Genomic DNA, 23,954 nt, shown 5'->3' on the forward strand with positions numbered 1-23,954 from the left:
TCGTCTGATCGTCGTCCGATCCTGTCGGCTCGCTGCGGCGAGCCGACAGGATGGGTCGATCTGTACGCTTCAGCCATGGCCCGGGTAGCGATCGTGACGGACTCGACCGCGATGCTTCCATCCGATCTCGGGGATGCCGCGGAGCTGATCACATCGGTGCCGTTGCAGGTGATCGTGGATGAGACCGCGTACGACGACGGGGTGGAGGAGACGTCGCCGGAGGCGCTGCTGGCGGCGTTGGCCGCGCACAAGACAGTGACGACCTCACGACCCTCGCCGGCGCTGCTGGCGGAGACGTACGCCAAGCTGGCCGCCCAGGGGTTCGAGGAGATCGTCTCGATCCACCTCTCCGCCGAGCTGAGCGCGACGTGCGAGTCCTCGATGCTGGCGGCGCGGGAGGCTCCGGTGCCGGTGCTCACCGTGGACACGCGACAAGCCGGACCTGGTGTGGGGTTCGCTGTCATGGCCGCCGCGGCGGTGGCCGGTCACGGCGGTGATGCCGCCGAGGCGCGCGCGGCCGCGCTGGAGCGGGTCGGCGCGACCAGCTCCTACTTCTACGTCGACACGCTCGAGTATCTGCGCCGTGGTGGGCGGATCGGCGCCGCCGCGGCTCTGCTCGGGACTGCGCTGGCGGTCAAGCCGTTGCTCACGATCGAGGAGGGACGGGTCGTGCCGCATGCGCGGGTGCGTACCGCTGAACGGGCGATCGCGCGGCTGCAGGCGCTCGGGGTCGAGGCAGGCGAGGGGGCAGAGTCCGTCGAGGTCGTCGTCGCGCATCTGGGGAGTCCCGACCGGGCTGCCGCGATGGCCGAGGGACTGTCCGCGCAGCTGGCCGACAGGATCAGCGGCGACGTACGCGTCGGGGAGCTGGGCTCGGTGCTCGGCGCGCATGCGGGGCCGGGGTGCGTGGCTGTCTCCGTGGGGCCGGCGCTCTGATTCTGGCACTGCTTTTCGGGCCGGTTGCCGTCCACAGGCACGGTTGAGGATCGGGTTATCCACAGGCGCTGAATTCGCGTTCGGAACTGTCGGCGAGGGCGCATAACTTCGGCGGCATGCGCACCCGATCAACCTCCGAACATGCCGAAGCCGTCGCTCGCCGGCTGGAGGAGCTGCGAGCCGAGCTCGATCCGCCGGGCGAGGCGGTCGAGCCCGCGGATCCGCTGGAGGATGGCGACGGAGAGGAGTGGCAGCCGCCCTGGTGGGACGGGCCGGGGTCGACCGATACCGCTGAACTGGACCCGTTGGTGCCGGTCCCGGGGCGCCATGCGTCTCGACGGCAGGTCGTGATCTCGCCCGACGTGGTGCTGCCGGAGCCGCTGCGTGGACGGGTGAGCCTCGGGCCCTGGCATCTCGTCGTCGTCTCGTTGGTGCTGGTCGCGGGGTTGGCTCTGGCCTGCTGGTGGATGATCCGGTCCGATCCGGAGGTGGTGCCGGCCGCCCGAGCGGCGCCGCCGTCGGGGTCGGCATCGCCGTTGGTTCCGTTGCCGACGGGTTCGGCCTCACCTGGAAGCGTGGCCGGGTCGCCGTCGGACGGGGCTTCTGCCGGCACGGTGACGGTCGACGTCGAGGGCAAGGTGCCCAAGCCGGGCATCGTGGTGCTGCCGGTCGGGTCGCGGGTGGTGGACGCCGTCGAGGCAGCCGGCGGGTCCTCCCACAAGCACCTCGCCGGGCTCAACCTCGCCGCCGTGCTCACCGACGGGCAGCAGATCGTGGTCGGCGCCCCGAACGGAGGCGGTGCCGTGCCGCCGGGTTCGGGTGGGCCGGGAGCCGCGGCGCCCGGAGGACCCGGGGCAGGGGTGAGCCTCAACGCCGCCTCCATGGAGGAGCTGGAGACCCTTCCCGGAGTGGGACCGGTGACGGCGCAGGCGATCATCGACTGGCGTACGACCAACGGTGCCTTCACCTCCGTCGATGAGCTGCTCGAGGTCGACGGGATCGGCCCGAAGACCCTCGACTCGCTCGAGTCGCTGGTCACGTTGTGAAGGACCTTCGTCTGCCGCTCCTCGGCGCCGGCGCCTGGGCCGGGGCGCTGGCCGGGCCGGTGGTCGTGGCAGGCGGGCGGGTCGGGATGGTCCTGCTGGTGCTGGTCGCCGGCGTCTTGGGGATCGGGGGTGGATGGGCGGTTCGCCGTCGTCACGCGACGGCGCTGGCTTTGGTGGTGATGGTCGCCGGGACGGCGGCCGTCGCCGGGCTGCACGCTGCCCGCGTCAGCGACAACCCGGTGGCCGACCTGGCCGAGAGAAAGGCCCAGGTGCGGGTGCTCGCCACCGTCACCACCGACCCGATGGAGGTGATCGGTGAGCATGCGACCTACCAGCTCCGGCGCGCCAGCGTGCGCGAGATCAAGGGCCGAGGTGTGGTCTACCGGCTGCGTACTCCGGTGGTCGTGCTCGGCGATGAGGCGTGGGCGGACGTCCCGCTCGGGGCGACGGTGTCGACGACGGGTCGACTGGGCAAGAGCGACTCGCACGAGGAGTCCGCGCTCCTGATCGCCGGGGAGCCTCGGGTGGTCGCCGGCCCGGGGATCTGGTGGCGGGTCTCGGACACGCTGCGTGCCGCCATCCGGGAGGCGGTGGCACATCGGCCTCCCGATCAGGCCGCACTGGTCCCGGCCCTGGTCGACGGCGACGACACCGGACTCTCCGACGATCTGGCCGACGACTTTCGTACCACCGGGCTCACCCACCTGCTCGCCGTCTCGGGCACCAACCTGACCCTGGTGGTCGGGTTCATGCTCATCGTGGCCCGCTGGGCCGGAGTGCGGGGAAGGGGTCTGTACGCGATCGGGGTGCTCGGCATCCTCGGATTCGTCGTGCTCGCACGGACCGAGCCGAGCGTCGTGCGAGCGGCCGCGATGGGCGCGGTGGGGCTCCTGGCGATGACCCACAACGGTCGGCAGCGGGCGCTGCGGGGGCTGGGAGCGGCGGTGATCGGGCTCCTGCTGATCGACCCGGGGTTGGCGACATCGGTCGGCTTCACGCTCTCGGTGCTGGCCACGGCGGGCATCCTGCTCTTCGGCCCGCCGTGGCGCGACGCCCTGCGCCGCTGGATGCCGCAGTGGTGCGCGGAGGCGATCGCGGTCCCGGCGGCGGCGCAGCTGGCGTGCACCCCGGTGGTCGCCGCCATCTCCGGACAGGTCAGCCTGGTCGCGGTGCTCGCCAACCTGCTCGTCGAGCCGGCCGTCGCACCGGCGACCGTGCTCGGTCTGTTGGGTGGCCTGCTCGGGTTGGTGTGGGATCCGCTCGGGATGGTCGCGGGCACGATCGCGACCTGGTGCGTCGCCTGGATCATCGTCGTCGCCCGTGTCGGTGCCGGGCTGCCGACCGCGCAGGTCGGCTGGGCCACCGGGCCACTCGCGCTGCTGATGCTGGTGGTCGTCTGCGCCGCGATCGCTTTCCTGGCGCCGCGGGTCCTTCGGCATCCGGTCACCGGTGCGGCCGGCTGCCTGCTGCTGCTCGCGGTCGCTCTGGTGCGGTTGCCCAGCCCGGGATGGCCGCCACCGGGCTGGGTGCTGGTGATGTGCGATGTCGGGCAGGGAGACGCGCTGGCGGTGCGTACCGGCCCGGGCAGCGCGATGGTCGTGGACGCCGGGCCCGACCCCGCCCTCGTCGACGACTGCCTCGATCGGCTGGGGGTCGAGCAGGTCCAGCTTGCCGTGATCACCCACTTCCACGCTGACCACGTCAACGGCGCCGAGGGCCTCTTCACGGGGCGCCAGGTCGCCGAGCTGTGGACCTCGCGCCTCCAGGACCCGTCCGCGGGTGTCCGGGTTCTCGGTGAGGCCGCCGGTGCGGCAGGAGTGGTGCCGGTTCCCGCACCGTACGGAGCGACGACGACGCTCGGTGAGGCTCGGATCCAGGTGCTCTGGCCGACCGGCGACTCCGACACCCGCGGCCCCGGGGACGGCTCGACGGCCAACGACGCCAGCGTGGTGCTGCTCGTCGAGTCCCACGGCCTACGTCTGCTGCTGACCGGAGACATCGAGCCGGAAGGACAGGACCGGCTGGCCGAGGACCTGGCCGGGCTCGACATAGACGTGCTGAAGGTGCCCCACCACGGCTCGCGCTACCAGGACCTCGACTGGCTGCGTGCGTTGTCGGCGCAGGTCGCGCTCACCTCGGTCGGAGCCGACAACGACTACGGTCACCCGGCGAGGGCCACGGTCCGGGGGCTCGAGGAGGACGGGACCAAGGTCTACCGCACCGATCGCGACGGCTCGATCGCCATCGTCGAGTCAGGAGGCGAGGCCGACGTGGTGACGCAATAGGTGTCGGTGCTGTGTGGGAGGGTTTGAGCATGGCACGCACCGCCTCCGCCCCCAGCCCTGCCGGCACTCTGTCGGCCCCCGATGTACTCGGCCGGGTGACCCTGGTGACCGGCAAGGAGGAGTTCCTCGGGGAGCGTACGGTCGCGGCCGCGAAGGCTGCCGTCAGGGCGTTCGACGCGGAGGCGGAGATCTCCGAGGCGACCGCGGCCGATCTGACTCTGGCCACGCTCGGCGAGATGAGCGCGCCGTCGCTCTTCTCGAGCATCAGGTGCGTCGTCGTACGAAACCTGGAGAACCTGCCGGACGAGTCGGTGGCCGGGTTGGTGGACTACGCCGGGATGCCGTCCGAGGACGTCGCGCTGGTCCTCGTCCATGGGGGAGGGCAGAAGGGCAGCGGCACGCTCGCGAAGCTCCGAAAGCTGCCGAAGGTGACCGAGCGCAAGTCGGTCGAGCTGAAGGCGCGCGAGTTCGGGAGCTTCGTGAAGGCCGAGCTCCGCCTGCACGGGGCGAGCATCGACGAGGAGGGCGCCGACTTCCTGATCCAAGCGGTCGGCCAGGACCTCCGCGCGCTCTCGGCCGCGGCGAGCCAGCTGGCCGGGGACAACGACGTGAAGCGTCTCGGGATGGACCACGTGAAGCAATACTTCGGCGGCCGGGCCGAGGTGAAGAACTATGTGATCGCCGATGCGATCATCTCCGGCGACCGGGTCAAGGCACTCGAGGAGATCCGCTGGGCCCTGGACACCGGGTCCTCCCCGGTCTATGTCCTCTCGGCGGTCGCCGGCCAGATGCGTACCGTCGCCAACCACGTGGCCGGCATCCGCGACAGCGCCACCCCACCGTGGAAGCAGAAGACCGTCGCCGGCCTCGCTCGAGGCTGGTCCCGCGAGGCCATCGGCGACGCCCTCCGCGCGATCGCGCGAGCCGACGCCGACCTCAAGGGCGCCGCCAGCGACCCCGCGTACACCCTCGAGCGCCTCGTCCTCACCATCGCCGCCCTCCGCCAGCGCTGACCCCACACGCCGAGACGTCACTTCTGCAGGCCGAGGCGTCAGTCGTGCAGGCCGAGACGTCACTTCTGCAGGCCGAGGCGTCAGCTCTGCAGGCCGACACGTCACAGCTGCCAACTCGACCTGCAGAACTGACTTCTCGGCCTGTAAAGGTGACGTCTCGGTCTGCAGAGCTGACTTCTCGGCCTGCAAAGGTGACTTCTCGGCAGAAAAGACGAAAACCCCCGCCACATGGGACGGGGGCTTCGGTGGGGCTACCTCAGAGGGAGGCGGCCTTCTTGGCGATCGCCGACTTGCGGTTGGCGGCCTGGTTCTTGTGGATGACGCCCTTGGAGGCAGCCTTGTCGAGCTTCTTCGCGGCGACCTTGGCGGTCTCGACCGCGGTGTCCTTCTCGCCGGCCTCGGCGGCGGTGGCGAACTTGCGGATGACGGTCTTGAGCTCGCTCTTGACCGCCTTGTTGCGCTCGTGCGCCTTCTCGTTCTGCTTGTTGCGCTTGACCTGCGACTTGATGTTCGCCATGGGTGAATAATCTCCAGTGCTTCGACGTGTGGTGGTGCGAGCTCTCAATCCGGCCCCTCGGGGAAAGTGAGAGGGGAGAGGCCTACGCGAACACGCTTGCGGTCAAGGTTACAGACTTGCGACGTACGGCCTCAAATCGCCGTTCCCGTGGGGGCTACCGCAGGGTAGGCTGTGGTGATCTCGGTCACGAGATTTCCGGCGGAACCCTGTCGCGACGCGACTCGAGCGTCTAGGGTCCCCCGCGCGGTGCCTCGTGCTAACCGCCCATCACCCCACGCTCATACTGCAGGCCAGGAGAACCATGCCGACCCAGTCCGCGATCGATCTCGCGTTTCTCGACGAGATGCCGGCGAACTTCGCCATCCACTTCCTCAACCGCGTCAAGGCCACGCCCGACGCGGAGGCGTTCCGCTATCCCGTGGTCGGCTCGACGACCGAGTCAGGCGGGGAGGAGTGGAAGTCGCTGACCTGGAAGGAGGCCAGCGACCAGGCCAGCCGGCTCGCCGCCGGTCTGGTCTCGCTCGGCCTCGAGCTCGAGCAGCGGGTCGGCATCGCCTCGACCACGCGCTACGAGTGGATCATCGCCGACCTCGCGGTGATGCTCGCCGGCGGCGCCACCACGACGGTCTACCCGTCCACGAACGTCGAGGACACGGCCTACATCCTCGGCGACGCCGAGTGCCGCTTCGTCTTCGCCGAGGACGACACCCAGCTCGCCAAGATCGCGGAGAAGGCTGCCGACCTGCCCGAGATCGTCAAGGTGATCACCTTCGACGGTGAGACCGACGGCGAGCGGGTGATCGGCCTCGACGACCTGGCGAAGATCGGCGAGAAGCACCTCGCCGACCACCCGGACCTCATCGAGGAGACCGCGGCGAGGATCACCGCGGACCACCTGGCCACGCTGGTCTACACCTCGGGCACGACGGGCAGGCCGAAGGGTGTGCGCCTGCTGCATCGTGCCTGGGTCTACGAGGGTGAGGCCGTCAGGACCCAAGGCGACGTGCTCGGCCCCGATGACCTGCAGTTCCTGTGGCTGCCGATGTCGCACGTGTTCGGCAAGGTCCTGCTCTCGATCCAGATCGCCTGCGGCTTCCCGACCGCGATCGACGGCCGGATGGACAAGATCGTCGACAACCTCGCCATCGTGAAGCCGACCTTCATGGGTGCCGCCCCGCGCATCTTCGAGAAGGTCCACTCCAAGATCGTGATGATGGTCGAGAACGACGGTGGCGTGAAGAAGAAGCTCTTCGACGCCGCCTTCGCCAACGGCATCGCCCGCGACCGGTTGCTGCGTGAGGGCAAGACCGTGCCGACCGCGATCGCGCTCAAGCACGCCGTCCTCGACAAGCTCGTGCTGAGCAAGGTCCGCAACCGGTTCGGCGGCCGCGTACGTTTCTTCATCTCCGGCTCCGCCCCGCTCAACCGCGACATCGCCGAGTGGTTCCGGGCCGCGGGCATCCTGATCATGGAGGGCTACGGCTCCACCGAGAACGCCGCCGGTGCCTCCGTCGGCACCCTGACGGAGAACAAGCTCGGCACCGTCGGCAAGGCGTTCCCGGGCAGCGAGGTGAAGATCGGCGACAACGACGAGCTGCTCATCCGCGGCCCGCACGTGATGCCCGGCTACCACAACCTGCCCGAGGAGACCGCCAAGGCGCTCGACGCCGAGGGGTGGTACCACACCGGTGACAAGGCCTCGATCGACGACGAGGGCTACATCACCATCACCGGCCGGATCAAGGAGTTGTTCAAGACCTCGGGCGGGAAGTACGTCGCGCCGCCGGCGATCGAGTCGAAGTTCGCTGCGCTGTGCCCCTACTCCAGCCAGTTCCTGGTCTTCGGAGCCAACCGCAACTTCGTCACCGCACTGATCACCCTCGACCCCGAGTCGATCACCGCCTGGGGCGCCTCCCGCGGTCTGGAGGGGAAGTCGTACGAGGAGATCGTCACCTCGCCGCAGGTGCGGGAGCTGATCGGCGGCTACGTCGACGAGCTCAACGCCGGCCTCAACCGCTGGGAGACCATCAAGAAGTGGGAGATCCTCGAGCACGACCTCACCGTCGAGAGCGGTGAGCTCACCCCGTCGCTCAAGGTGAAGCGCAACGTGGTCGAGGCCAAGGAGCAGGAGCGGATCGACGCCTTCTACGCCGGCTGATCTGGAGGTCGCGCGGGTAGGTCCTGCCTGCTGAGCGACGGCAGCCCTACCCGCGCGACCTCCATCCTCGGCGCTCCGTCAGCCAGTCCAGAGACACCTCGCCCTGCCACCGCTGCATCCTGCGGAGGTGGGGCGAGGTCGTCTTGACCGGCTGCTCGGCCGCGGCCAGGAAGTAGCCGGCGAAGAGCGCCAGGACGGAGTCGATGGCTTCCGGCGCGGCCTTGGACAGCAGCGGATGGGCGGCGAGGAACGACTCGACCTCGAGACCGTCGCCACGGGGGCCGACCAGCAGCATGAGCGAGTCGATCCAGTCGGCGCCGAGCACCGGCCAGGTCCAGTCGACCAGCAGCACACCGCCGTCGGGGCGGATCAGGATGGTGTCGTCGCGTACGTCCAGGTGGACCAGGGTCTCGCCGGCGGTGTGCTCCGCGAACCCGGCGGCGAGCTCGGCCGCCCGGTCAGCGTGTACGTAGCCGATGACCCGATCCCACAAGGCAGGGAACGAGGCGTGCTCCTCGGCGAACGTCGGCCAGCCGATGCCCGGGGCGGGGGTGAGTGCGGCGGCGGCCTCGACGAGCGCGCCCGAGACGACCTCGAGATCCGGGAAGGTCCACGGCCGCGACGGCAGCCGCGACTCGACATGCTCGAAGGCCAGGACCACCCACTCGCCGTCGTCGAACCACTTCAGCTTCGGGGAAGGGACCCAGCCCGAGAGCTTCTTCAGCTTCGCCCCCTCCTCACGGAAGGCGGCGGCCGAGTCGCGCTGGGCCTTGGCGGAGGCTGCCTTCACGAAGTGTTTCGAGCCGTCCTGGCAGGTCAGCACCGAGGCGAATCCCGGCGTGTAGCCCGCTCCGTGCGACTCCGTCGAGACCACCGGGCCACCGCCGAGCCGCTTCTCGATCGAGGAACGCAGGAACGGGGGCAGGTGGGGCCATTCCAGGCGGCGGGCGGTCTGCCCGTGCGGGATGTTTGTCGGGATAGCGCTCACCACCACATCCTGACGTACGCCGCCTCGAGCAGCAGCCGCAGACTCACCCGGTGGAGGTTGTGGAAAGCCCCGGAGCCTGGAAGGGCGACGCCGGCTTCCCGGTGCGTAGGTCCCAGGCGGCGAGCCCGTCCTCGGCGGTAGCGGTGTAGAGGACCTTGCCGTCGGGGCGGAAGACGACGTTCGATCCGGGGGCCACGGACTTGGAGACGTCTCGGGTCTCGCCCGAGCCGCCCAGCGCGGTGGGCGTCCACAGCGCCAGCCGGGCCTCGTCGCCCTTAGGGCCGTCGCCGCCCTCGCTGGTGGCGGCCAGCGATCGGGAGTTCGGCGAGAAGGCAACGGAGGCCGCGTCGAACCCGTTGAAGGTCTCCACCGTCTTGAACGTCTTGGCGTCCCAGACCGTGGGAGATCCCTCAGTGGTCACCCCGGCGATCCAGCGGCCGTCCGGGCTCCAGGCCGGGCCGGTCCCGCTCGCCGCCGAGATGGTGCCGACCTCGTCGCCCGAGCCGGCATCGAGGATCGAGATGCTGTCGTCCGCGGAGACCGCCACCTGTTTGCTGTCCGGGCTGAACGAGATCGACCCGACCCCGGTCCCGAGGTCCGTACGCGTCATCTCGTCGCCGTCCTCGGTCGACCAGATGACCAGGTCACCCTGGAGACCGGCGCCGGCCACGAGCCTGCCGTCGGGGCTGAAGGCGATCTCGCCGACGGGGCTCACATCGGTGATCTTCGGGTCGGGCAGCCCCTCCAGCCGCTGGACCTCCGTGCCGCCGTCGACCTCGACCAGGGCGACGTCGGCGCACCCCACCTTCCGCGCGACCAGCGACAGGTCCGGGCTGATGGCGTCGTAGCCGCGGTCGGAGATCGTCTCGTACGCCCCGCCGCCGGCGTTCCAGCGGCAGATGCCACCGGTGCAGCTGGCCACGACGTACGTCCCGTCGGCGCTGGTGACCAGCGAGCCGGCATCGAGCCGAGCCGGAGTGAAGGTGGCCACCAGGCTGATCGCGTCGCCGGCCGACCCCGTCGATGAGATGTCGCAGCCGCCCCGGTCCGGGTCGCCGGCACAGCCGGCGAGCAGGGCGGCCACGAGCACGCCGATGAGCGGGATGCTGAGGGCGTACGTTCGGGGTCTCATCGGTCCTTCTCGGGATCTGTCAGGCGATCGAGGTCACGTCGAACCAGGCGACTGTGCCGTCGGTGCAGGTGAGGCGGTCGAGACGACGGGCGCCGTCCTCGATGAGGTCCTGGCGGTCCCGGACCTTGTCGAGCGCTCGAAGCATGTCGTACTCGTCGCTGATACGCAGCACGGACCACGGGCGTTGCTCGCTGCCGTCGCCGGTCGAGCGGATGCTGCGCAGCGCGGCCAGCGCGACCTGCCGCTCGCGGGCCGCGGCCCGCTCGTCGCCGGAGTGCTCCAGTGCGGTCGCCATCCGCAGATGCGCCGAGGGGCTGAAGATCGCGCCCGGCATGAGCCGGCGCAGCTCCGCGGAGGCGGCGGCGTACGAACCCTCGGCGAGCAGTGTGTCGACGGCACGCAGGTCGAGATCCGGGTCGAAGTTGGCGGAGCCGCGGACCGCGCGCCGCAACGGGGCCAGCGTCCCGGGCCCGGGGTTGTCGAGGTAGGCGGTCACCAGCTCGGCGTACGTCGTCATCGGGACTCCTCCAGCAGGCGGTCGAGCTCGTCGGGCGTCACGTTGTCGAGGTAGTCGCGACCGGTGTTGCGGGCGTCGGCCTCGACGGGCTGGTTGTAGTAGGCGTCGAAGTCCTTGTCAGGGCTCTTGTAGTCGTCGAAGTTCTCCTCCCACTCCTCGGCCTGATCCTCGGTGATCCCGTCCTCCTCGTGCATGTCGAACGGGTCGTCCTCCCAGGGGAACTGCCAGTCGTTCATGTCGTCGACGGCCTCGTTCTGACGGGCGTGACGCATCTCGTGGGCGACGGTGTGCAGCAGGTCGGGGTCATCGAGCCGGTCGGGATTGAGGCGTACGGCCTTCTCGCTCTCGCTCCAGGAGCCGTTGCCGCTGATCGTGTCGTCCCAGATGATGTCCTCGACGTCGACGCCGTACTCCTCGGCGAGCTCCTCGATCTTCTGGTCGATGATCGCCTTGCGCTCGTAGTCGGTGAGCTGGGCCCACCGCTCGGCGGTCTCGGGGGAGGCCAGACCTCGTTGCTCGCGGGTGTCGTCGAGCCCGTCGTCGGTGCCGTCCGGGATGCCCTGGGTGAGGGCCGCGTCGACGCCCGCCGCCTTCGCGAGGGCGTCGGTGATGTCGTCGGCGATCTCCTGGGCGATGGTCTGGCGGCTGTTGCCCCACTCCTCGGCCTCGAAGCGGCTGCGGAACGTCGGGGGCGTGGCCGTGCTGGTCACCGACCCGTCGTCGCCGACGGTGAACTCGTGGGTCTTGGCACGGTCCTGGATGCCGTCGACCAGCCGCTCGATCGCCTCGACCTCGGGCTCGGCCGTGTAGAGCGCCTTCTGCATCTGCTGCTTGCCCTGGATGTGGCTGCTGAGCCGGGCGACCAGGGAGTCGCGCTGGCCTCGCGCGGCGTCGGCGGCGACGCCGGTCCACGACTTGGGTACGCCGTTGGCCTCCAGCTCGTCGCGGCTGGTCTCCAGCTTGCGAAGGTCTGCCTTGAGGCCGTCGCCGGCGTCACCCAAAGGGGCTGCCTTCCAGGTCTTGACCTGGCCGAACGTGATCGCCATCAGTTGCCGCCGATGACGCCGCCGGCGTTCGCGCCCGCGGCCGCGTCGGCGGCCTCGAAGTCGTCGAGCGCCTTCTGCATCTGCGTCGCCAGCCTCTGGGAGCTGTCGGCGGCGGACTTGGTCTCGTCGGTCCATCGGGTGCCGAGCTCGGACATGTAGGCGACCGAGTCCGCGCCCGGAACCGCGCCGGCCGCCTTGGTCAGATGCGCCGCCGAGTCAGCGCCGCGCACATCGCCCTCTGCCTCCGTGGCGACCGTGATGGATGCCTTCATGTCCTTGGGGACGACATGGATTTCGCTCATGGTCTGGTGGTCCTCCTGGGCCCGAACGGGAGACGGCCAGGCCGTCGGCTAGGCCGGACAGTAACGCACGTCCGGGCCACCGGAGGAGCCTATTTAGCGGCCGGGTCGAGCGTCTTCGTGAACAGCGCCCCGCCGTCGATGTCACGGAGGGTGACGGTGAGCTGCTGCGTACGTCCGTCGATCTCGACCTCGCCGAAGAACTGGAACCCGTCGGCGGGCGAGGCGTTGGGGGCTGGGGGAGCGGCGACGAACTCGGCGGTCGGGCCGAAGGTCGCGTCCAGCTTGCTCGGGCCGAAGGCGCCGGCGTTGAGCGGACCGGAGACGAACTCCCAGAACGGGTCGAAGTCCTGGTAGGTGGCGCGGTCGGGCGAGTAGGAGTGCGCGGCGGTGTAGTGGACGTCGGCGGTCAGCCAGACGTGGTTGCGGATGCCGAGGCGCTTGAGCCCGGTGAGCACCTTCGCGATGTCGATCTCGCGGCCCAGCGGGGCGCCGCCGTCGCCCTGGGAGATGCCCTCCTGCAGCGTGCCGTCGGGCACGACCAGTCCGATGGGCAGATCGGCGGCGATGACCTTCCAGGTGGCGCGGGAGGCGGCCAGCTCGCGCAGGAGCCACTTCGTCTGACGCTCACCGAGCACGCCGCCGTCGGCGGTCGTCTCGGCGTTGGTCGTGTTGGGGTCCTTGTGGGTGCGCATGTCGAGGACGAACAGGTCCATCAGCGGGCCGTAGGGGAGCTTTCGGTAGATCCGGCCGTCGGGGTCGGGGGAGGCGTCGCCGACCGGGATGTACTCGTGGAAGGCCTGCTTGGCGCGCGCCGCGAGGACGTCCACGCGCCGCTCGGCGTAGGGCCCGTCGGCGGGAAGGATCTCGCCGGGATACCAGTTGTTGGTGACCTCGTGGTCGTCCCACTGCGCCACGATCGGCGTCTGGGCGAGGAAGGCGCGCCAGTTGTCGGCGAGCAGGTTGTAGGCGTACTGGCCGCGAAACTCGGTCAGCGTCTCGGCGACCTTGTCCTTCTCCTCGGTGACGATGTTCCTCCAGGTCCGCCCGTCGGGGAGCGCCACGGTCGCGGTGAGCGGGCCGTCGGCGTAGACGTTGTCGCCGGAGCTCAGGAAGAAGTCGGCCTCGCGCGCCGCCATCGCGGGCGCGATCCGGAAACCGCCGAAGTCGGGGTTGGCACCCCAGCCCTGGCCGGCGATGTCACCGGACCAGAGGAACCGGATGTCCTGGCGGGTGCTCGGTGCCGTACGCAGCCGGCCCAGCTCCCAGGCGCTGCCGCGGCGCGGGTCGTCGGGGTCGACGGCGCGGACCCGGTAGAAGTAGTCGCGCCCGGCCTCGAGGCCGTTGACCTTCAGCTCGCCGGTGAAGTCGCTCCTCGCGGTCACCACCGGCCCGTTGACCGGGCGGGCCCTTCGGAAGGACTCGTCGGTCGAGATCTCCGCGACCAGCCGCGAGGTCTTGTCCGCGCGGCTCCACAGGACGCCGCCCCGGGCGCCGACGTCGCCGGACTGGACGCCGTGGGTGAGGGAGGGGCGGTTGCCGCGGACGAAGGCGGGTGCGGAGGTCGAGACGGCGTTGGCGGCTGCAGTGGTCGTGGGGATGACGAGTCCGGCACCGGCGGCGGCACCGAGGCCGAGGACGGAGCGGCGGTTGAGTGGGGTCATGGACCAAACCTGCCGATTCCGGCGGAACGACCGGTGAGTTCCGCGGGTCGTGTCGGTGAACACGTACGCGAAGGGTGCCGTCCCGGGTGGAAGAAAAACTTCCTTCACCCGGAGGTCGAGATCGCCGGGCGGGCTCCTAGAGAGGGATGTGACCCGCTGGGATGCGGGTGGCAGTATCTGCGGTGATGTGGGCAAGAAAGAACCTGTTCGCCGCTGTGCTGCTGCTCCTGGCGGCGCCGGTGCTGTTCGGCTGCGCCGCCGAGCCTCCGGCCGAGGCGGAGTCCGCCTCGCCCTCGATGCCCGCGAGCCCTGCGATCACGGAGCCCGAGACGTCGGCGAGCGCACCACCACGCGCGCCGGAGTCGCTCGACATCCCGTCCGTCCCGCCTGCCGACGACCGCGGGATCGTCGAGGGCGGTGACCTGAGCTGGCCGCAGTGTCCCGAGGGGATGGGCATCAAGGAGCGTCGGACGCTGGGGCTGCCGATGCCGCTCGCCTCGGCGGAGTACGTGGTCATCGGGCTCACCAACGGTCCGGCGTTCACCCCCAACCCGTGCCTGGCCTCGCAGGTCGAGTGGGCCAAGAAGAACAAGGTGATGACCTCCGCCTATGCGGTCACCTCCTATCCCCGTGAAGCCACGATCCGGGAGTACGGCGGCGAGGGGCCTGGCGACCCGGACACGAAGATCGGCCGGCTGACCAACGTCGGCTACCAGCAGGCGGTGTGGAATCTCGAGGAGATGAAGCGCGCCGGCCTGGAGTCGCCCTCGGTCTGGCTCGACGTCGAGCCGGTCGCGGTCTGGGAGTGGTCCGGCGACATCGAGGCCAACCAGGCGGTGGTCAAGGGCGCCCTGGCCGGCTATCAGGATGCCGGGAAGCGGGTCGGGGTCTACTCGATCGAGGGCCTGTGGACGCCGATCGTCGGCGACCTGCAGCTGCAGCTGCCCGAGTGGCGCCCGGCGGGCGAGGCATCGCGGGCCGCGGCCCTGGAGCGGTGCGGTGGCGACTGGATGTTCCAGGGCGGTGCCGCGGTGATGGTGCAGTGGCTCGAGAACGGCCGCGACCGCAACGTGACCTGCCCGGGCGAGTCGGTGCAGCTGCCGCTTTGGTTCCATCAGTACTGAGCGTGGGACAATAGGCGGTGACGTACCCGCCCCCGTTCTTGAGCATCTACGAAAGCAGCCTGTGACTCACTCCGCGCCACAGCCCGGCTCCACCGACCCGGCGATCATCCGCAACTTCTGCATCATCGCCCACATCGACCACGGCAAGTCGACGTTGGCCGACCGGATGCTGCAGCTGACCGGTGTGGTCGACGAGCGGGCCGCGCGGGCGCAGTACCTGGACCGGATGGACATCGAGCGCGAGCGCGGGATCACGATCAAGTCCCAGGCCGTGCGGATGCCGTGGACGGTCACCGAGGGCGAGAGCAAGGACCAGACGTACGTCCTCAACATGATCGACACCCCCGGCCACGTCGACTTCACCTATGAGGTCTCGCGGTCGCTGGAGGCGTGCGAGGCGGCGATCCTGCTCGTCGACGCGGCGCAGGGCATCGAGGCGCAGACGCTGGCCAACCTCTATCTCGCGATGGGTGCCGACCTGCACATCATCCCGGTGCTCAACAAGATCGACCTGCCTTCGGCCAACCCCGACAAGTACGCCCTGGAGCTGGCCAACCTCGTGGGCTGCGACGTCGAGGACGTGCTCCAGGTCTCGGCCAAGACCGGGTTCGGTGTCGAAGGGCTGCTCAACGAGATCGTGGCCCAGACCCCCGCTCCTGTCGGTGACCCGGACGCGCCCGCGAGGGCGCTGATCTTCGACTCGGTCTACGACACGTATCGCGGCGTGGTGACGTACGTCCGGGTCTTCGACGGCAAGCTGACCCACCGCGACAAGATCAAGATGATGTCGACCGGCGCGGTCCACGAGATGCTCGAGCTGGGCGTGATCAGCCCGGAGCCGGTCAAGGCCGACCACATCGGCGTCGGCGAGACCGGCTATCTGATCACCGGCGTGAAGGACGTACGCCAGTCGCGCGTGGGCGACACCGTCACCGGCAACAACCGTCCGGCCAAGGAGATGCTCGGCGGCTACTCGCACCCCAACCCGATGGTCTTCGCCGGGCTCTACCCGATCGACGGCGACCAGTATCCCGTGCTTCGCGAGGCGCTCGACAAGCTGCAGCTCAACGACGCGGCGCTGACGTACGAGCCGGAGACGTCGGGTGCGCTCGGGTTCGGTTTCCGGGTCGGGTTCCTCGGCCTGCTGCACATGGAGATCACCCGCGACCGTCTCGAGCGCGAGTTCAACCTCGACCTCATCTCGACCGCTCCCAACGTGGTCTACGACGTGATCATGGAGGACGGCTCCGAGCACATCGTCACCAACCCGTCGGAGTTCCCCGAGGGCAAGATCCGCGAGGTGCGCGAGCCGGTCGTCAAGGCCACCATCCTCTCGCCGTCCGACTACATCGGCACGATCATGGAGCTGTGCCAGAAGAAGCGCGGCACGCTCGGCGGCATGGACTACCTCTCCGAGGACCGCGTCGAGATGCGCTACGTCCTCCCCATGGGCGAGATCGCCTTCGACTTCTTCGACCAGCTCAAGTCCTCGACCAAGGGGTACGCCTCGCTGAACTACGAGTTCAGCGGCGACCAGGCGGCCGACCTGGTCAAGGTCGACATCCTGCTCCAGGGGGAGCCGGTGGACGCCTTCTCGGCGATCGTGCACCGCGACGCCGCGTACGCCTATGGGGTCATGATGGCCGGCAAGCTGCGCGATCTGATCCCCAGGCAGCAGTTCGAGGTGCCGATCCAGGCCGCGATCGGCGCCCGGGTCATCGCCCGCGAGACCATCCGCGCCATCCGCAAGGACGTCCTCGCCAAGTGCTACGGCGGCGACATCTCGCGTAAGCGCAAGCTGCTCGAGAAGCAGAAGGAGGGCAAGAAGCGGATGAAGATGGTCGGCCGCGTCGAGGTGCCTCAGGAGGCCTTCGTCGCCGCCCTCTCCACCACCCAGCCCTCGACCGACAAGTCGTCCGGGAAGAAGTGACCCACGAGCTCCGGCCGATCTCCGGAGAGGCCGAGTGGGAGATCGTCGCCTGGCTGTGGCAGGACTTCCGCCACGACCTCGCGCCGGTGGTCAACGGCTTCCCGCTGGCGGACGGCCGCTACCGCCACGAGTGGCTCGACGAGTATCCGGCTCCGGACCGCTGCGGCTACCTGGCCTGGGCGCGGCACCCGAGCACGGGCGAGGACGCTCCGGTCGGTTTCGCGCTGGTTCGGGGACTGGGCTACGTGGAGCGCACCATGCAGGCCTTCTTCGTCGTGCCGGCCGCGCGTCGGGGAGGCCTGGGGCGTGCGCTCGCGCTCGAGGTCATCGCCCGCCATCCCGGGCCGTGGGCGATCCCGTTCCAGCACGACAACACCGCGGCCGTGAGCTTCTGGCGCGGGGTCTCGACCCAGGCGTGGGGCGAGGGTTGGACCGAGATCACCGTGCCGGTGCCGGACAAGCCCGACGTGCCGCCGGATCACTGGATCCGGACGCTCTGACCGTTCGTCCGGTCCCCAGGTGGTCCGGTCGTCAGCTCCGCACGAGCGCGACGCTGTCGAGCACGACGTCGAGGTCGTCGAGACGCTGGTCGGTGCCCTCGGGGTTCTCCCAGAACAGGCGGATGCCGCCCGCCTGGACATGGACGCAGTCGGCCGGTGAGCCGTCGGAGTAGGTCCACCAGCTGAGCCGCTCGCCCTCCAGATCGCCGAAGGCGTCGGTCGGGGCGTCATAGGTGACGTCCTTGACCTCGTCGTCGCCGCCGATGTCCTCGTACTCCTTCAGGTCCTCGCTCATGTCCTCGAGCGACTCCTTCTCGCCGACCTCGACGCTGAAGAAGAGGTCCTCGGAGCCGCGCCAGGTGCACTGGCCGTCCGGGGTGTCCTCGCTCGAGCCGGTCGACTCCGACGCGAACCCGGTCGGCACGACCAGCTTCAGGGTGGCCGGCTTCCCGCGGACCGTCGCCGGGCACTCCGCCGCCGTGAACCCCGCCGGCACCGAGGTCGACGCGGCCGAGAACGGGGTCGGCGTGCCTGTCGTCACCGGGGGCTCCTCGGCGCCGCAGGCCGACGTCGCAGCGATCAGGATGAGCGTGGCGGAGAGGGCAGCCCGGATCTGCATGCCCGCCAGTCCATCACGTCGCACCAAGGGCGGCGTCGTCGGGTCATGCCCTCAGTCGGCGAGCGGCGGCACCGAGGAACCGCGCCGATTCCGTACGCCGGAACTCCTGCAGCGTCGGCAGGTTGACGTCTACGGCGGTGACGGTCCGAACGGCCAGATGGGTGCCGATCCCGACCAGCCACGTGGTGACCGCGTCGTCGCCGATCCGCGCGAGCGGTGCGGAGGAGGCCAGCGAGGCGTCGAACCAGTCCTGGTCGACGCGCTCCAGCCTGGCCAGGAGCGGATCCAGCCAGTCCGGGCCGACGCCGGCCGCGCCCCAGTCGAGGAAGACGATCTCGCCGGTGGGGCGCCGCAGCAGGTTGTCGATCCGGATGTCGTAGTGGACCAGGGTGGTCATCGCGTGTTCGGCAAGTCCGCGGGTCCTCGCCGCCCAGCTGCCGGCCTCGGCGCGTACCCATTCGGGCACGGGTGCGCCGGGGCACGCAGCCAGATCGTCCAGCGTCGCCGCGAACTGGTGGAAGATGGTGTGCTGGTCGGTCAGGCCGGCGTCGTACCCTCCGCCCCTGCCCGTGGCGCCATGCACCGTCCGCTCGGCCAAGATGACGCCGAGCTCGTCGGCCGCCTCCAGGAGCTGTCCCATGACCATGTCGTCGGCGAGGTCGGGATGGCTGCCCTCGATGTCCTCGAGGATGAGGGCGACCCAGTCGCCGTCGTCGTAGGAGGCCCGGAGCCGTGCCCACAGCGGATGTTCGCCGATCAGGTTCAGGACCGCGATCTCGCGGCGGAAGAGGATCGGGGTGTGTGGGTTGAGGTCAGCCCCGACAGCCTTGACGAACGCCCGGGTGCCGTCCGCGCAGACCAGCCGCGCGGCGCAGCCCGGGGACATCCCACCGACCTGGTCGGCGGAGGAGACCACGGCGGAGCCGAGGGTCTCCTCGACCCACCGGGTGACGTTCGGCGGGACATCGGCGTAGGAGATGCGTACGCCGACTGCTCTGGGTGTGGTCACGTCGCCATCCTCCCTATCCCGATCGCCGGGATGCCACTGGTTATCCAGCCCGCCGAGGTGCGCAATTTCGGTCGGGCGCGTGGCCGTCGCGCGGTGGTTGAGTGGGATGCATGCGTACAGAACAGGTTCGGTTCCCGAAGGAGTACGGCACGCCGTCAGAGCTGCTGGCGTGGGAGGACGTACGTCAGATGCTGGTCGAGGCGAAGCAGTTCTGGTTCGCGTTCGAGAGGACGGGGCGGAGTCCGCACGTGACACCGCTGGACGGGATCTGGTTCGAGGACAAGCTGGTCTACGGAGGCAGTCCGGAGACGCTGCACCGACGGCTCGCGGCCGAGCATCCGAAGGTGACGGTGAACCTTCCGGACCCGTGGAAGCTGGTCGTCGTCGAGGGCGAGGTGCGGGAGACGTCCTTCACCTCCGCGGCCGCCGAGGAGATCGCGGGACTGCTGAACGCGAAGTATCCCGAGTACGGCGAGGACGTCTTCAAGCCCAACACGAAGGCCCCGGCCGTGCATCCGCGCCGGATCCGGGCATGGACGTCGTTCCCGAAGGATGCGACGGCCTTCGTCTTCGACTGATCGGGCGGCTAGCATCCTCTGGATGCATTTCACCGAGTACGACACCCGGGTGGCGGCGTACGCCGTCATTGTCGATGATGCGGACCGGATCCTGCTGAGCTGGTTCAACGGCAACCACCGCACCGAACCGGGCTGGACGCTGCCGGGCGGTGGCGTCGACTACGGCGAGCAGCTGCCCGCCGCGGTGGCGCGCGAGGTGAAGGAGGAGACCGGGTACGACGTCGAGGTGGGGGCACCGCTGACGACCAACGTGTATGTCGTCCCGTTCGGGGTGGGACGGCGGCGGCCCTACCAGTCCACCAGGGTGATCTTCGGGGCGCGGATCGTCGGGGGTGAGCTGGGCACGCTGGAGGTCGGCGGGACCACCGACTTCGCCGAGTGGGTCCCGCTCGCGGATGCGGCGGCCGTGGCCGAGTCGACCGCGGACATCGTGGGTCTGGGGATCGAGGCCTGGAAGGCTCAGTCGACCCAGTAGTTGTCGTGGAGCTTGAAGAACTCGGCCATCTCGTCCGGGCCGAGCTCGGTGCCCTCCGCCAGCTCGCGCAGGCCCTCGAAGTAGCCCTCCCGCGGCGCGCCCGGGGTGAAGTGAAGCAGCATCGAGGCAGGCTCCTCGGTGGTGTTGCGGAAGCCGTGCAGGCCTCCCACCGGCACGTGCACGAAGTCGCCGGCGCCTGCTGGGATCCACTCCTCGCCGTTGTAGATCCGCACCGTGCCGGTCAAGACGTAGAACGACTCGGCAACCGCACGATGGAAGTGTGGACCCGGGCCGGTCTCGCCCGGGCCGAAGTGCCAGCGGTAGAGCCCGTAGTCGCCGGCGGTCGTGGCGCCCGTCGCGAGGTAGTCGACCTTCACGCCGTTGGAGTAGGCGAGGTCGGGCGGAGTGGCGTCGGGACGATAGAACGCCGAGACCTCACCGGCCTCACCGTCGTAGCGCTCCGGCGGGTAGGGAACACCTCTGGTCCCCATGGACTCTGGAAGTGACATGGGCTCAACCTGCCTGATCCGGCGAGGGTTGGGAAGCGGATTAAGGTTTCTCGGGTGACGCCGCTGCCGGACTCCTTCCTGGCCCTCGCCGCGAACGGACCCGACTGGGCGCAGTGGCTCGACCGGCTCCCGGCTCTGCTGCGCGATCTCCTCGACGAGTGGGCGCTGACGCTCGAGGGCGAGACGACCCATGGCAGTACGACCCATGGCAGTACGACCCATGGCAACACCGCGCTGGTCCTGCCGGTGCGCACCGCTGACGGGGAGGCCGCGGTGCTGAAGGTCGGCTGGCCGCACCGGGAGGCCGAGCACGAGGCGCTGGCGTTGCAGACCTGGGGCGGCCGGGGCGCCGTACGCCTTCTCCGGGCCGATCCGAAGCGGTTCGCGCTGCTGCTCGAGCGGCTGCATCCGGAGGACCTCTCGGAGCTCTGGGACGTGCAGGCGTGCGAGGTCGTGGGCGGGTTCTACCGGCAGCTGCACGTCCCGGCTCCGCCGCAGATGCGTACGTTGTCGCAGCAGGCCGCACGCTGGGCGATCGAGCTGGGAGAGAAGGAGCGGCGGCTTCCGGTGCCGCCGCGGATGGTCGAGCAGGCGCGGTCGATCGCACGGGATCTCGCTGCCGACGAGGCGACCGACGGGACCCTGATCCACACCGATCTTCACTTCACCAACGTCCTCCGGGGCGATCGAGAGGAGTGGCTGGTGATCGACCCGAAGCCCCTCTCGGGCGATCCGCACTACGAGATCGCGCCGATGCTGTGGAACCGGTTCGACGAGTATGCGGGACGGATCCGGGACGGCGTACGGATGCGGTTCTTCACCCTCGTCGACGCAGCCGAGCTCGACGAGGACCGCGCCCGGGCGTGGACGATCCTGCGGCTGATGGTCAACGTCAAGGACGAGCTGGAGGACAACCAGGCGCCCGACAGGGACTGGATCACCGCGATGATCTCGGTCGCCAAGGCGGTCCAGGACTGAAAAACTCGCGTGCCTGAACCCGGCACGGCCAGGAGAATCGGCGCCATGCCCATCGTGCGAAGCGTCAACGTCGGTCAGTCCAAGCCAGCTGAGTGGGCGGAGGTGGGCGCCACCTCGATGGAGAAGCACGCCACGCCCGACTCGGTGACGGTCGGCAAGGAGGGCATCCTCACTGACACCCAGACCGACCGGCGCCACCACGGTGGCGAGGAGCAGGCGGTCTACGCCTTCGCCCGCGAGGACCTCGACGTGTGGGGCTCGCGGTTGGGTGTGACGCTTCGTGACGGCCAGTTCGCCGAGAACCTCACCACCGAGGGGATCGACATCAACGCGGCTCTGGTGGGGGAGCGGTGGCGGATCGGGACGGTCCTGCTGGAGATCTGCAGCGTGCGTACTCCTTGCAACGACTTCAAGAACTGGATCGGTGTCTCCGGCTACGACAACGCCCGGTGGGTCAAGAAGTTCGCCGCCGAGGCGCGCCCGGGGCCCTATCTGCGTGTCCTCGAGGAGGGGCAGCTGCAGGCCGGTGACGAGATCGTCGTCGTCCACCGCCCCGACCACGACATCACCGTCTCGACCCTCTTCAAGGCCCTCAACACCGACCGATCTCTGCTGCCGAGGCTGATCGGCATCGACGGTCTCGGGGACAAGCCGCGGGCGGCGGCGGAGAGGTACGTCGCTGCCCAGTGAGCACTAGGCTGCAACGCGTCGAGCAACCTGCAACCGAAGGAACGCCCGTATGAGTCTGAACACCGCCGTCGTCGACGATCTCTTCGCCCAGCGTTTCGAGGAGGAGCTGACGCCGGGGCTGGTCTATGGGGTCGTACGCGGCACCGAGCTGCTCCACTCCGGAGCGTTCGGTGGGGTGAGCGTCGGCGGTCCGGCGCCGACCGCGGAGAGCGTGTTCCGGATCGCGTCGATGTCGAAGTCGTTCACCGCGGCCGCGGTGCTGCTGCTGCGTGACCGCGGGCTGGTCGACCTGGACGAGGCGATCGCCCAGTATGTGCCCGAGCTCGTCGACCAGGCGCCCTACTCCGCCGACTCACCGGCGGTGACGCTGCGGCTGCTGCTCTCGATGTCGGCCGGGCTGCCGACGGATGACCCCTGGGGAGACCGGCAGGAGTCGTTGTCGTACGACGCCTTCGGGACGTTCCTCGACGGGGGCTTGTCGACCGGTCGGGAGCCGGGGGTGCGGTTCGAATACTCCAACCTCGGCTATGCGCTGCTCGGGCGCGCGATCGAGAACGTGGTCGGCGGTTCGTCCCCCGAGGGGGCCAACCGCGACTTCATCGAGCACGAGCTGCTGGCGCCGCTGGGGATGACGTCCTCCGCCTATTCGCCCTACGCCGTGCCGAACCGGGTGCCGGGGCACGTGTCGCCGCTGCATCCCGCGTGGGCCGGCGACCGGCTCGAGGGTCCGCGGTCGTGGACCGAGGCGGCGCCGATCCCGTCCGGGTCGTTCGCGGCGATGGGTGGTCTGCACTCCTCGGTTGCCGACCTGGCTCGCTGGGTCGGTGGGTTCGTGGGTGCCTTCTCGCCTGCGGCCGACGGCCATCCGCTGTCGAAGGCTTCGCGACGGGAGATGCAGCAGATGCAGCGCTTCGGATCGGTATCGGCCTCGCTCGGTTTCGAGGGCTCCGAGGCGGGTCTCGGCGCGGTCGCGATGGGGTATGGCTACGGCCTCATGATCGACCACGATCGGCTCGGGCAGTTCGTGCACCACTCCGGTGGCTATCCCGGCTACGGGTCGCGGATGGTCTGGCACCCCTCGACCGGGCTGGGTGTGATCACGCTGTCGAACGGCACGTACGCCGGTGCCTACCCGACCGCGATGACCGCGCTGCGGCGGCTGGTCTCCGAGGAGGCCTCTACTGGTGGGCCGCACCGCTTTTCGACGGCGGTCAAGGGCCTTCGGCCGCGGCTCGACTCGGCGCTGGAGTCTGCGATCGATCGGCTGCGTACGTTTGATCCTGAGGGTGCCGAGGTGTTCGCGGTGCCGTCGCTGTTCGCCGACAACGTCGAGCTCGACGCGCCCGACACCAACCGGCGCGCGCAGATCGTCCAGGCGCGCGCGAAGGTCGGGCTGCCGCTGGCGGGGGCACCCTATGGCTACTTCGGCCGAAACATGGGCGTCGCGCTGGCGGTGGTGCCGGCCGAGAAGGGTCGCTACGACATCGAGGTCATGCTCAGCCCCGAGGCCGAGCCGCGCATTCAGACCCTGCGGGTCAACGCCGTCCCCGACGCCAACGAGGGCGTCGTCGCCTGTGCCCGGGCCGCCCTCGAGGAGGACTCCCCGCTCATCGCCGCCATGCGCGCCTTCGGCGAGCCCGAGCTGATCACCACGCCCTTGTCCGGCGACGGTTCGTCGAAGGCCGACTTCCTGGTCGTCGCCGGCGCGACCTACTGGAAGATCGCGGTGGCCAAGACCACCACCGTCACCGCCCTCCCCACCTCCGACTACCCCCGCCTCACCTACCTCGCCTCCGCCCTCCGCGGCTGACCCCTCCCCGCCGAGAAGTCACCTCTGCAGGCCGAGAGGTCACCTCTGCAGGCCGAGAGGTCACCTCTGCAGGCCGAGAGGTCACCTCTGCAGGTCGAGAAGTCACCTCTGCAGGTCGAGAGGGCACCTCT

Annotated in this window: 23 protein-coding genes; 13 read left to right on the top strand and 10 right to left on the bottom strand. The window is 69.7% G+C overall.

What is annotated here, in order from left to right; genetic code table 11:
• The first annotated feature begins 75 nt into the window (after nt 1-75).
• The 4 genes from ACRDPS_RS14340 to holA all read left to right on the top strand — a co-directional run bounded on the left by ACRDPS_RS14340 (nt 76) and on the right by holA (nt 5,280).
• Nucleotides 76-936: a DegV family protein gene (locus ACRDPS_RS14340; RefSeq protein ID WP_431502323.1), complete on the top strand. Its 861-nt coding sequence runs from the start codon at nt 76-78 to the stop codon at nt 934-936.
• A gap of 116 nt (nt 937-1,052) precedes the next feature.
• Complete coding sequence (locus tag ACRDPS_RS14345; RefSeq protein WP_431502324.1) at nt 1,053-1,982, top strand: helix-hairpin-helix domain-containing protein; 930 nt, start codon at nt 1,053-1,055, stop codon at nt 1,980-1,982.
• Nucleotides 1,979-4,267 carry a ComEC/Rec2 family competence protein gene (locus ACRDPS_RS14350; protein WP_431502325.1) on the top strand — a complete coding sequence of 763 codons (2,289 nt, stop codon included), beginning with the start codon at nt 1,979-1,981 and terminating at the stop codon, nt 4,265-4,267. The genes ACRDPS_RS14345 and ACRDPS_RS14350 overlap by 4 nt, the downstream gene beginning before the upstream one ends.
• A 29-nt stretch (nt 4,268-4,296) precedes the next feature.
• Entirely contained in the window at nt 4,297-5,280 is a 984-nt protein-coding gene (gene holA / locus ACRDPS_RS14355; RefSeq protein WP_431502326.1) for a DNA polymerase III subunit delta, read from the top strand.
• Nucleotides 5,281-5,536: 256 nt separating this feature from the next.
• On the opposite strand, the gene rpsT is transcribed toward holA, so the two are convergent.
• Nucleotides 5,537-5,797, bottom strand: a complete 261-nt coding sequence (rpsT, locus tag ACRDPS_RS14360; protein ID WP_431502327.1) for a 30S ribosomal protein S20 — start codon at nt 5,795-5,797, stop codon at nt 5,537-5,539.
• Nucleotides 5,798-6,098: 301 nt separating this feature from the next.
• Here rpsT and ACRDPS_RS14365 point away from each other — a divergent pair, with 301 nt between their 5' ends.
• The gene (locus tag ACRDPS_RS14365) at nt 6,099-7,955 is read left to right on the top strand and encodes an AMP-dependent synthetase/ligase (protein WP_431502328.1); all 1,857 of its coding nucleotides are present in this window, start codon (nt 6,099-6,101) and stop codon (nt 7,953-7,955) included.
• 46 nt (nt 7,956-8,001) lie between these two features.
• On the opposite strand, the gene ACRDPS_RS14370 is transcribed toward ACRDPS_RS14365, so the two are convergent.
• The 6 genes from ACRDPS_RS14370 to ACRDPS_RS14395 form a co-directional block, all read right to left on the bottom strand.
• Nucleotides 8,002-8,943, bottom strand: coding sequence for a hypothetical protein (locus ACRDPS_RS14370; RefSeq protein WP_431502329.1), 942 nt, complete (start codon nt 8,941-8,943; stop codon nt 8,002-8,004).
• A gap of 43 nt (nt 8,944-8,986) precedes the next feature.
• Nucleotides 8,987-10,075 carry a WD40 repeat domain-containing protein gene (locus ACRDPS_RS14375; RefSeq protein WP_431502330.1) on the bottom strand — a complete coding sequence of 363 codons (1,089 nt, stop codon included), beginning with the start codon at nt 10,073-10,075 and terminating at the stop codon, nt 8,987-8,989.
• A 19-nt stretch (nt 10,076-10,094) separates the two neighbouring features.
• Entirely contained in the window at nt 10,095-10,592 is a 498-nt protein-coding gene (locus ACRDPS_RS14380; protein WP_431502331.1) for a DUF4919 domain-containing protein, read from the bottom strand.
• A complete protein-coding gene (locus ACRDPS_RS14385) occupies nt 10,589-11,638 on the bottom strand; it encodes a hypothetical protein (RefSeq protein WP_431502332.1) in 1,050 nt (349 codons plus the stop codon). Before ACRDPS_RS14385 ends, ACRDPS_RS14380 begins: the two co-directional genes overlap by 4 nt.
• Entirely contained in the window at nt 11,638-11,940 is a 303-nt protein-coding gene (locus tag ACRDPS_RS14390; protein WP_431502333.1) for a hypothetical protein, read from the bottom strand. The genes ACRDPS_RS14385 and ACRDPS_RS14390 overlap by 1 nt, the downstream gene beginning before the upstream one ends.
• A gap of 89 nt (nt 11,941-12,029) precedes the next feature.
• Entirely contained in the window at nt 12,030-13,601 is a 1,572-nt protein-coding gene (locus ACRDPS_RS14395) for an alkaline phosphatase D family protein (RefSeq protein ID WP_431502334.1), read from the bottom strand.
• A 185-nt stretch (nt 13,602-13,786) separates the two neighbouring features.
• On the opposite strand from ACRDPS_RS14395, the gene ACRDPS_RS14400 reads away from it, so the two are divergent.
• The 3 genes from ACRDPS_RS14400 to ACRDPS_RS14410 all read left to right on the top strand — a co-directional run bounded on the left by ACRDPS_RS14400 (nt 13,787) and on the right by ACRDPS_RS14410 (nt 17,155).
• Nucleotides 13,787-14,725, top strand: coding sequence for a hypothetical protein (locus ACRDPS_RS14400; RefSeq protein ID WP_431502335.1), 939 nt, complete (start codon nt 13,787-13,789; stop codon nt 14,723-14,725).
• A gap of 61 nt (nt 14,726-14,786) precedes the next feature.
• A complete protein-coding gene (lepA, locus tag ACRDPS_RS14405; RefSeq protein ID WP_431502336.1) occupies nt 14,787-16,655 on the top strand; it encodes a translation elongation factor 4 in 1,869 nt (622 codons plus the stop codon).
• Nucleotides 16,652-17,155 carry a GNAT family N-acetyltransferase gene (locus tag ACRDPS_RS14410; protein ID WP_431502337.1) on the top strand — a complete coding sequence of 168 codons (504 nt, stop codon included), beginning with the start codon at nt 16,652-16,654 and terminating at the stop codon, nt 17,153-17,155. Before lepA ends, ACRDPS_RS14410 begins: the two co-directional genes overlap by 4 nt.
• 31 nt (nt 17,156-17,186) lie before the next feature.
• Here the strand turns inward: ACRDPS_RS14410 and ACRDPS_RS14415 are convergent, their stop codons facing one another.
• A complete protein-coding gene (locus tag ACRDPS_RS14415; protein ID WP_431502338.1) occupies nt 17,187-17,774 on the bottom strand; it encodes a hypothetical protein in 588 nt (195 codons plus the stop codon).
• A gap of 43 nt (nt 17,775-17,817) precedes the next feature.
• Nucleotides 17,818-18,783, bottom strand: a complete 966-nt coding sequence (locus tag ACRDPS_RS14420) for a phosphotransferase (RefSeq protein ID WP_431502339.1) — start codon at nt 18,781-18,783, stop codon at nt 17,818-17,820.
• 110 nt (nt 18,784-18,893) lie between these two features.
• On the opposite strand from ACRDPS_RS14420, the gene ACRDPS_RS14425 reads away from it, so the two are divergent.
• Complete coding sequence (locus ACRDPS_RS14425; RefSeq protein WP_431502340.1) at nt 18,894-19,361, top strand: pyridoxamine 5'-phosphate oxidase family protein; 468 nt, start codon at nt 18,894-18,896, stop codon at nt 19,359-19,361.
• A 22-nt stretch (nt 19,362-19,383) separates the two neighbouring features.
• Nucleotides 19,384-19,836 carry an NUDIX hydrolase gene (locus ACRDPS_RS14430; protein WP_431502341.1) on the top strand — a complete coding sequence of 151 codons (453 nt, stop codon included), beginning with the start codon at nt 19,384-19,386 and terminating at the stop codon, nt 19,834-19,836.
• On the opposite strand, the gene ACRDPS_RS14435 is transcribed toward ACRDPS_RS14430, so the two are convergent.
• Nucleotides 19,821-20,345 (bottom strand): cupin domain-containing protein, encoded by a 525-nt coding sequence (locus ACRDPS_RS14435; protein WP_431502342.1) that lies wholly within the window; start codon nt 20,343-20,345, stop codon nt 19,821-19,823. The two genes, ACRDPS_RS14430 and ACRDPS_RS14435, sit on opposite strands and share 16 nt — an antisense overlap.
• A gap of 54 nt (nt 20,346-20,399) precedes the next feature.
• Here ACRDPS_RS14435 and ACRDPS_RS14440 point away from each other — a divergent pair, with 54 nt between their 5' ends.
• From ACRDPS_RS14440 to ACRDPS_RS14450, 3 genes are read left to right on the top strand one after another with little or no spacing between them, the layout of a single operon-like run.
• Nucleotides 20,400-21,323 (top strand): aminoglycoside phosphotransferase family protein, encoded by a 924-nt coding sequence (locus ACRDPS_RS14440; RefSeq protein WP_431502343.1) that lies wholly within the window; start codon nt 20,400-20,402, stop codon nt 21,321-21,323.
• A gap of 45 nt (nt 21,324-21,368) precedes the next feature.
• Entirely contained in the window at nt 21,369-22,013 is a 645-nt protein-coding gene (locus tag ACRDPS_RS14445) for an MOSC domain-containing protein (RefSeq protein ID WP_431502344.1), read from the top strand.
• A gap of 49 nt (nt 22,014-22,062) precedes the next feature.
• Entirely contained in the window at nt 22,063-23,823 is a 1,761-nt protein-coding gene (locus ACRDPS_RS14450) for a serine hydrolase domain-containing protein (RefSeq protein WP_431502345.1), read from the top strand.
• Nucleotides 23,824-23,954 lie beyond the last annotated feature (131 nt).

The organism is Nocardioides sp. (assembly GCF_050699375.1).
Lineage (GTDB): Bacteria > Actinomycetota > Actinomycetes > Propionibacteriales > Nocardioidaceae > Nocardioides.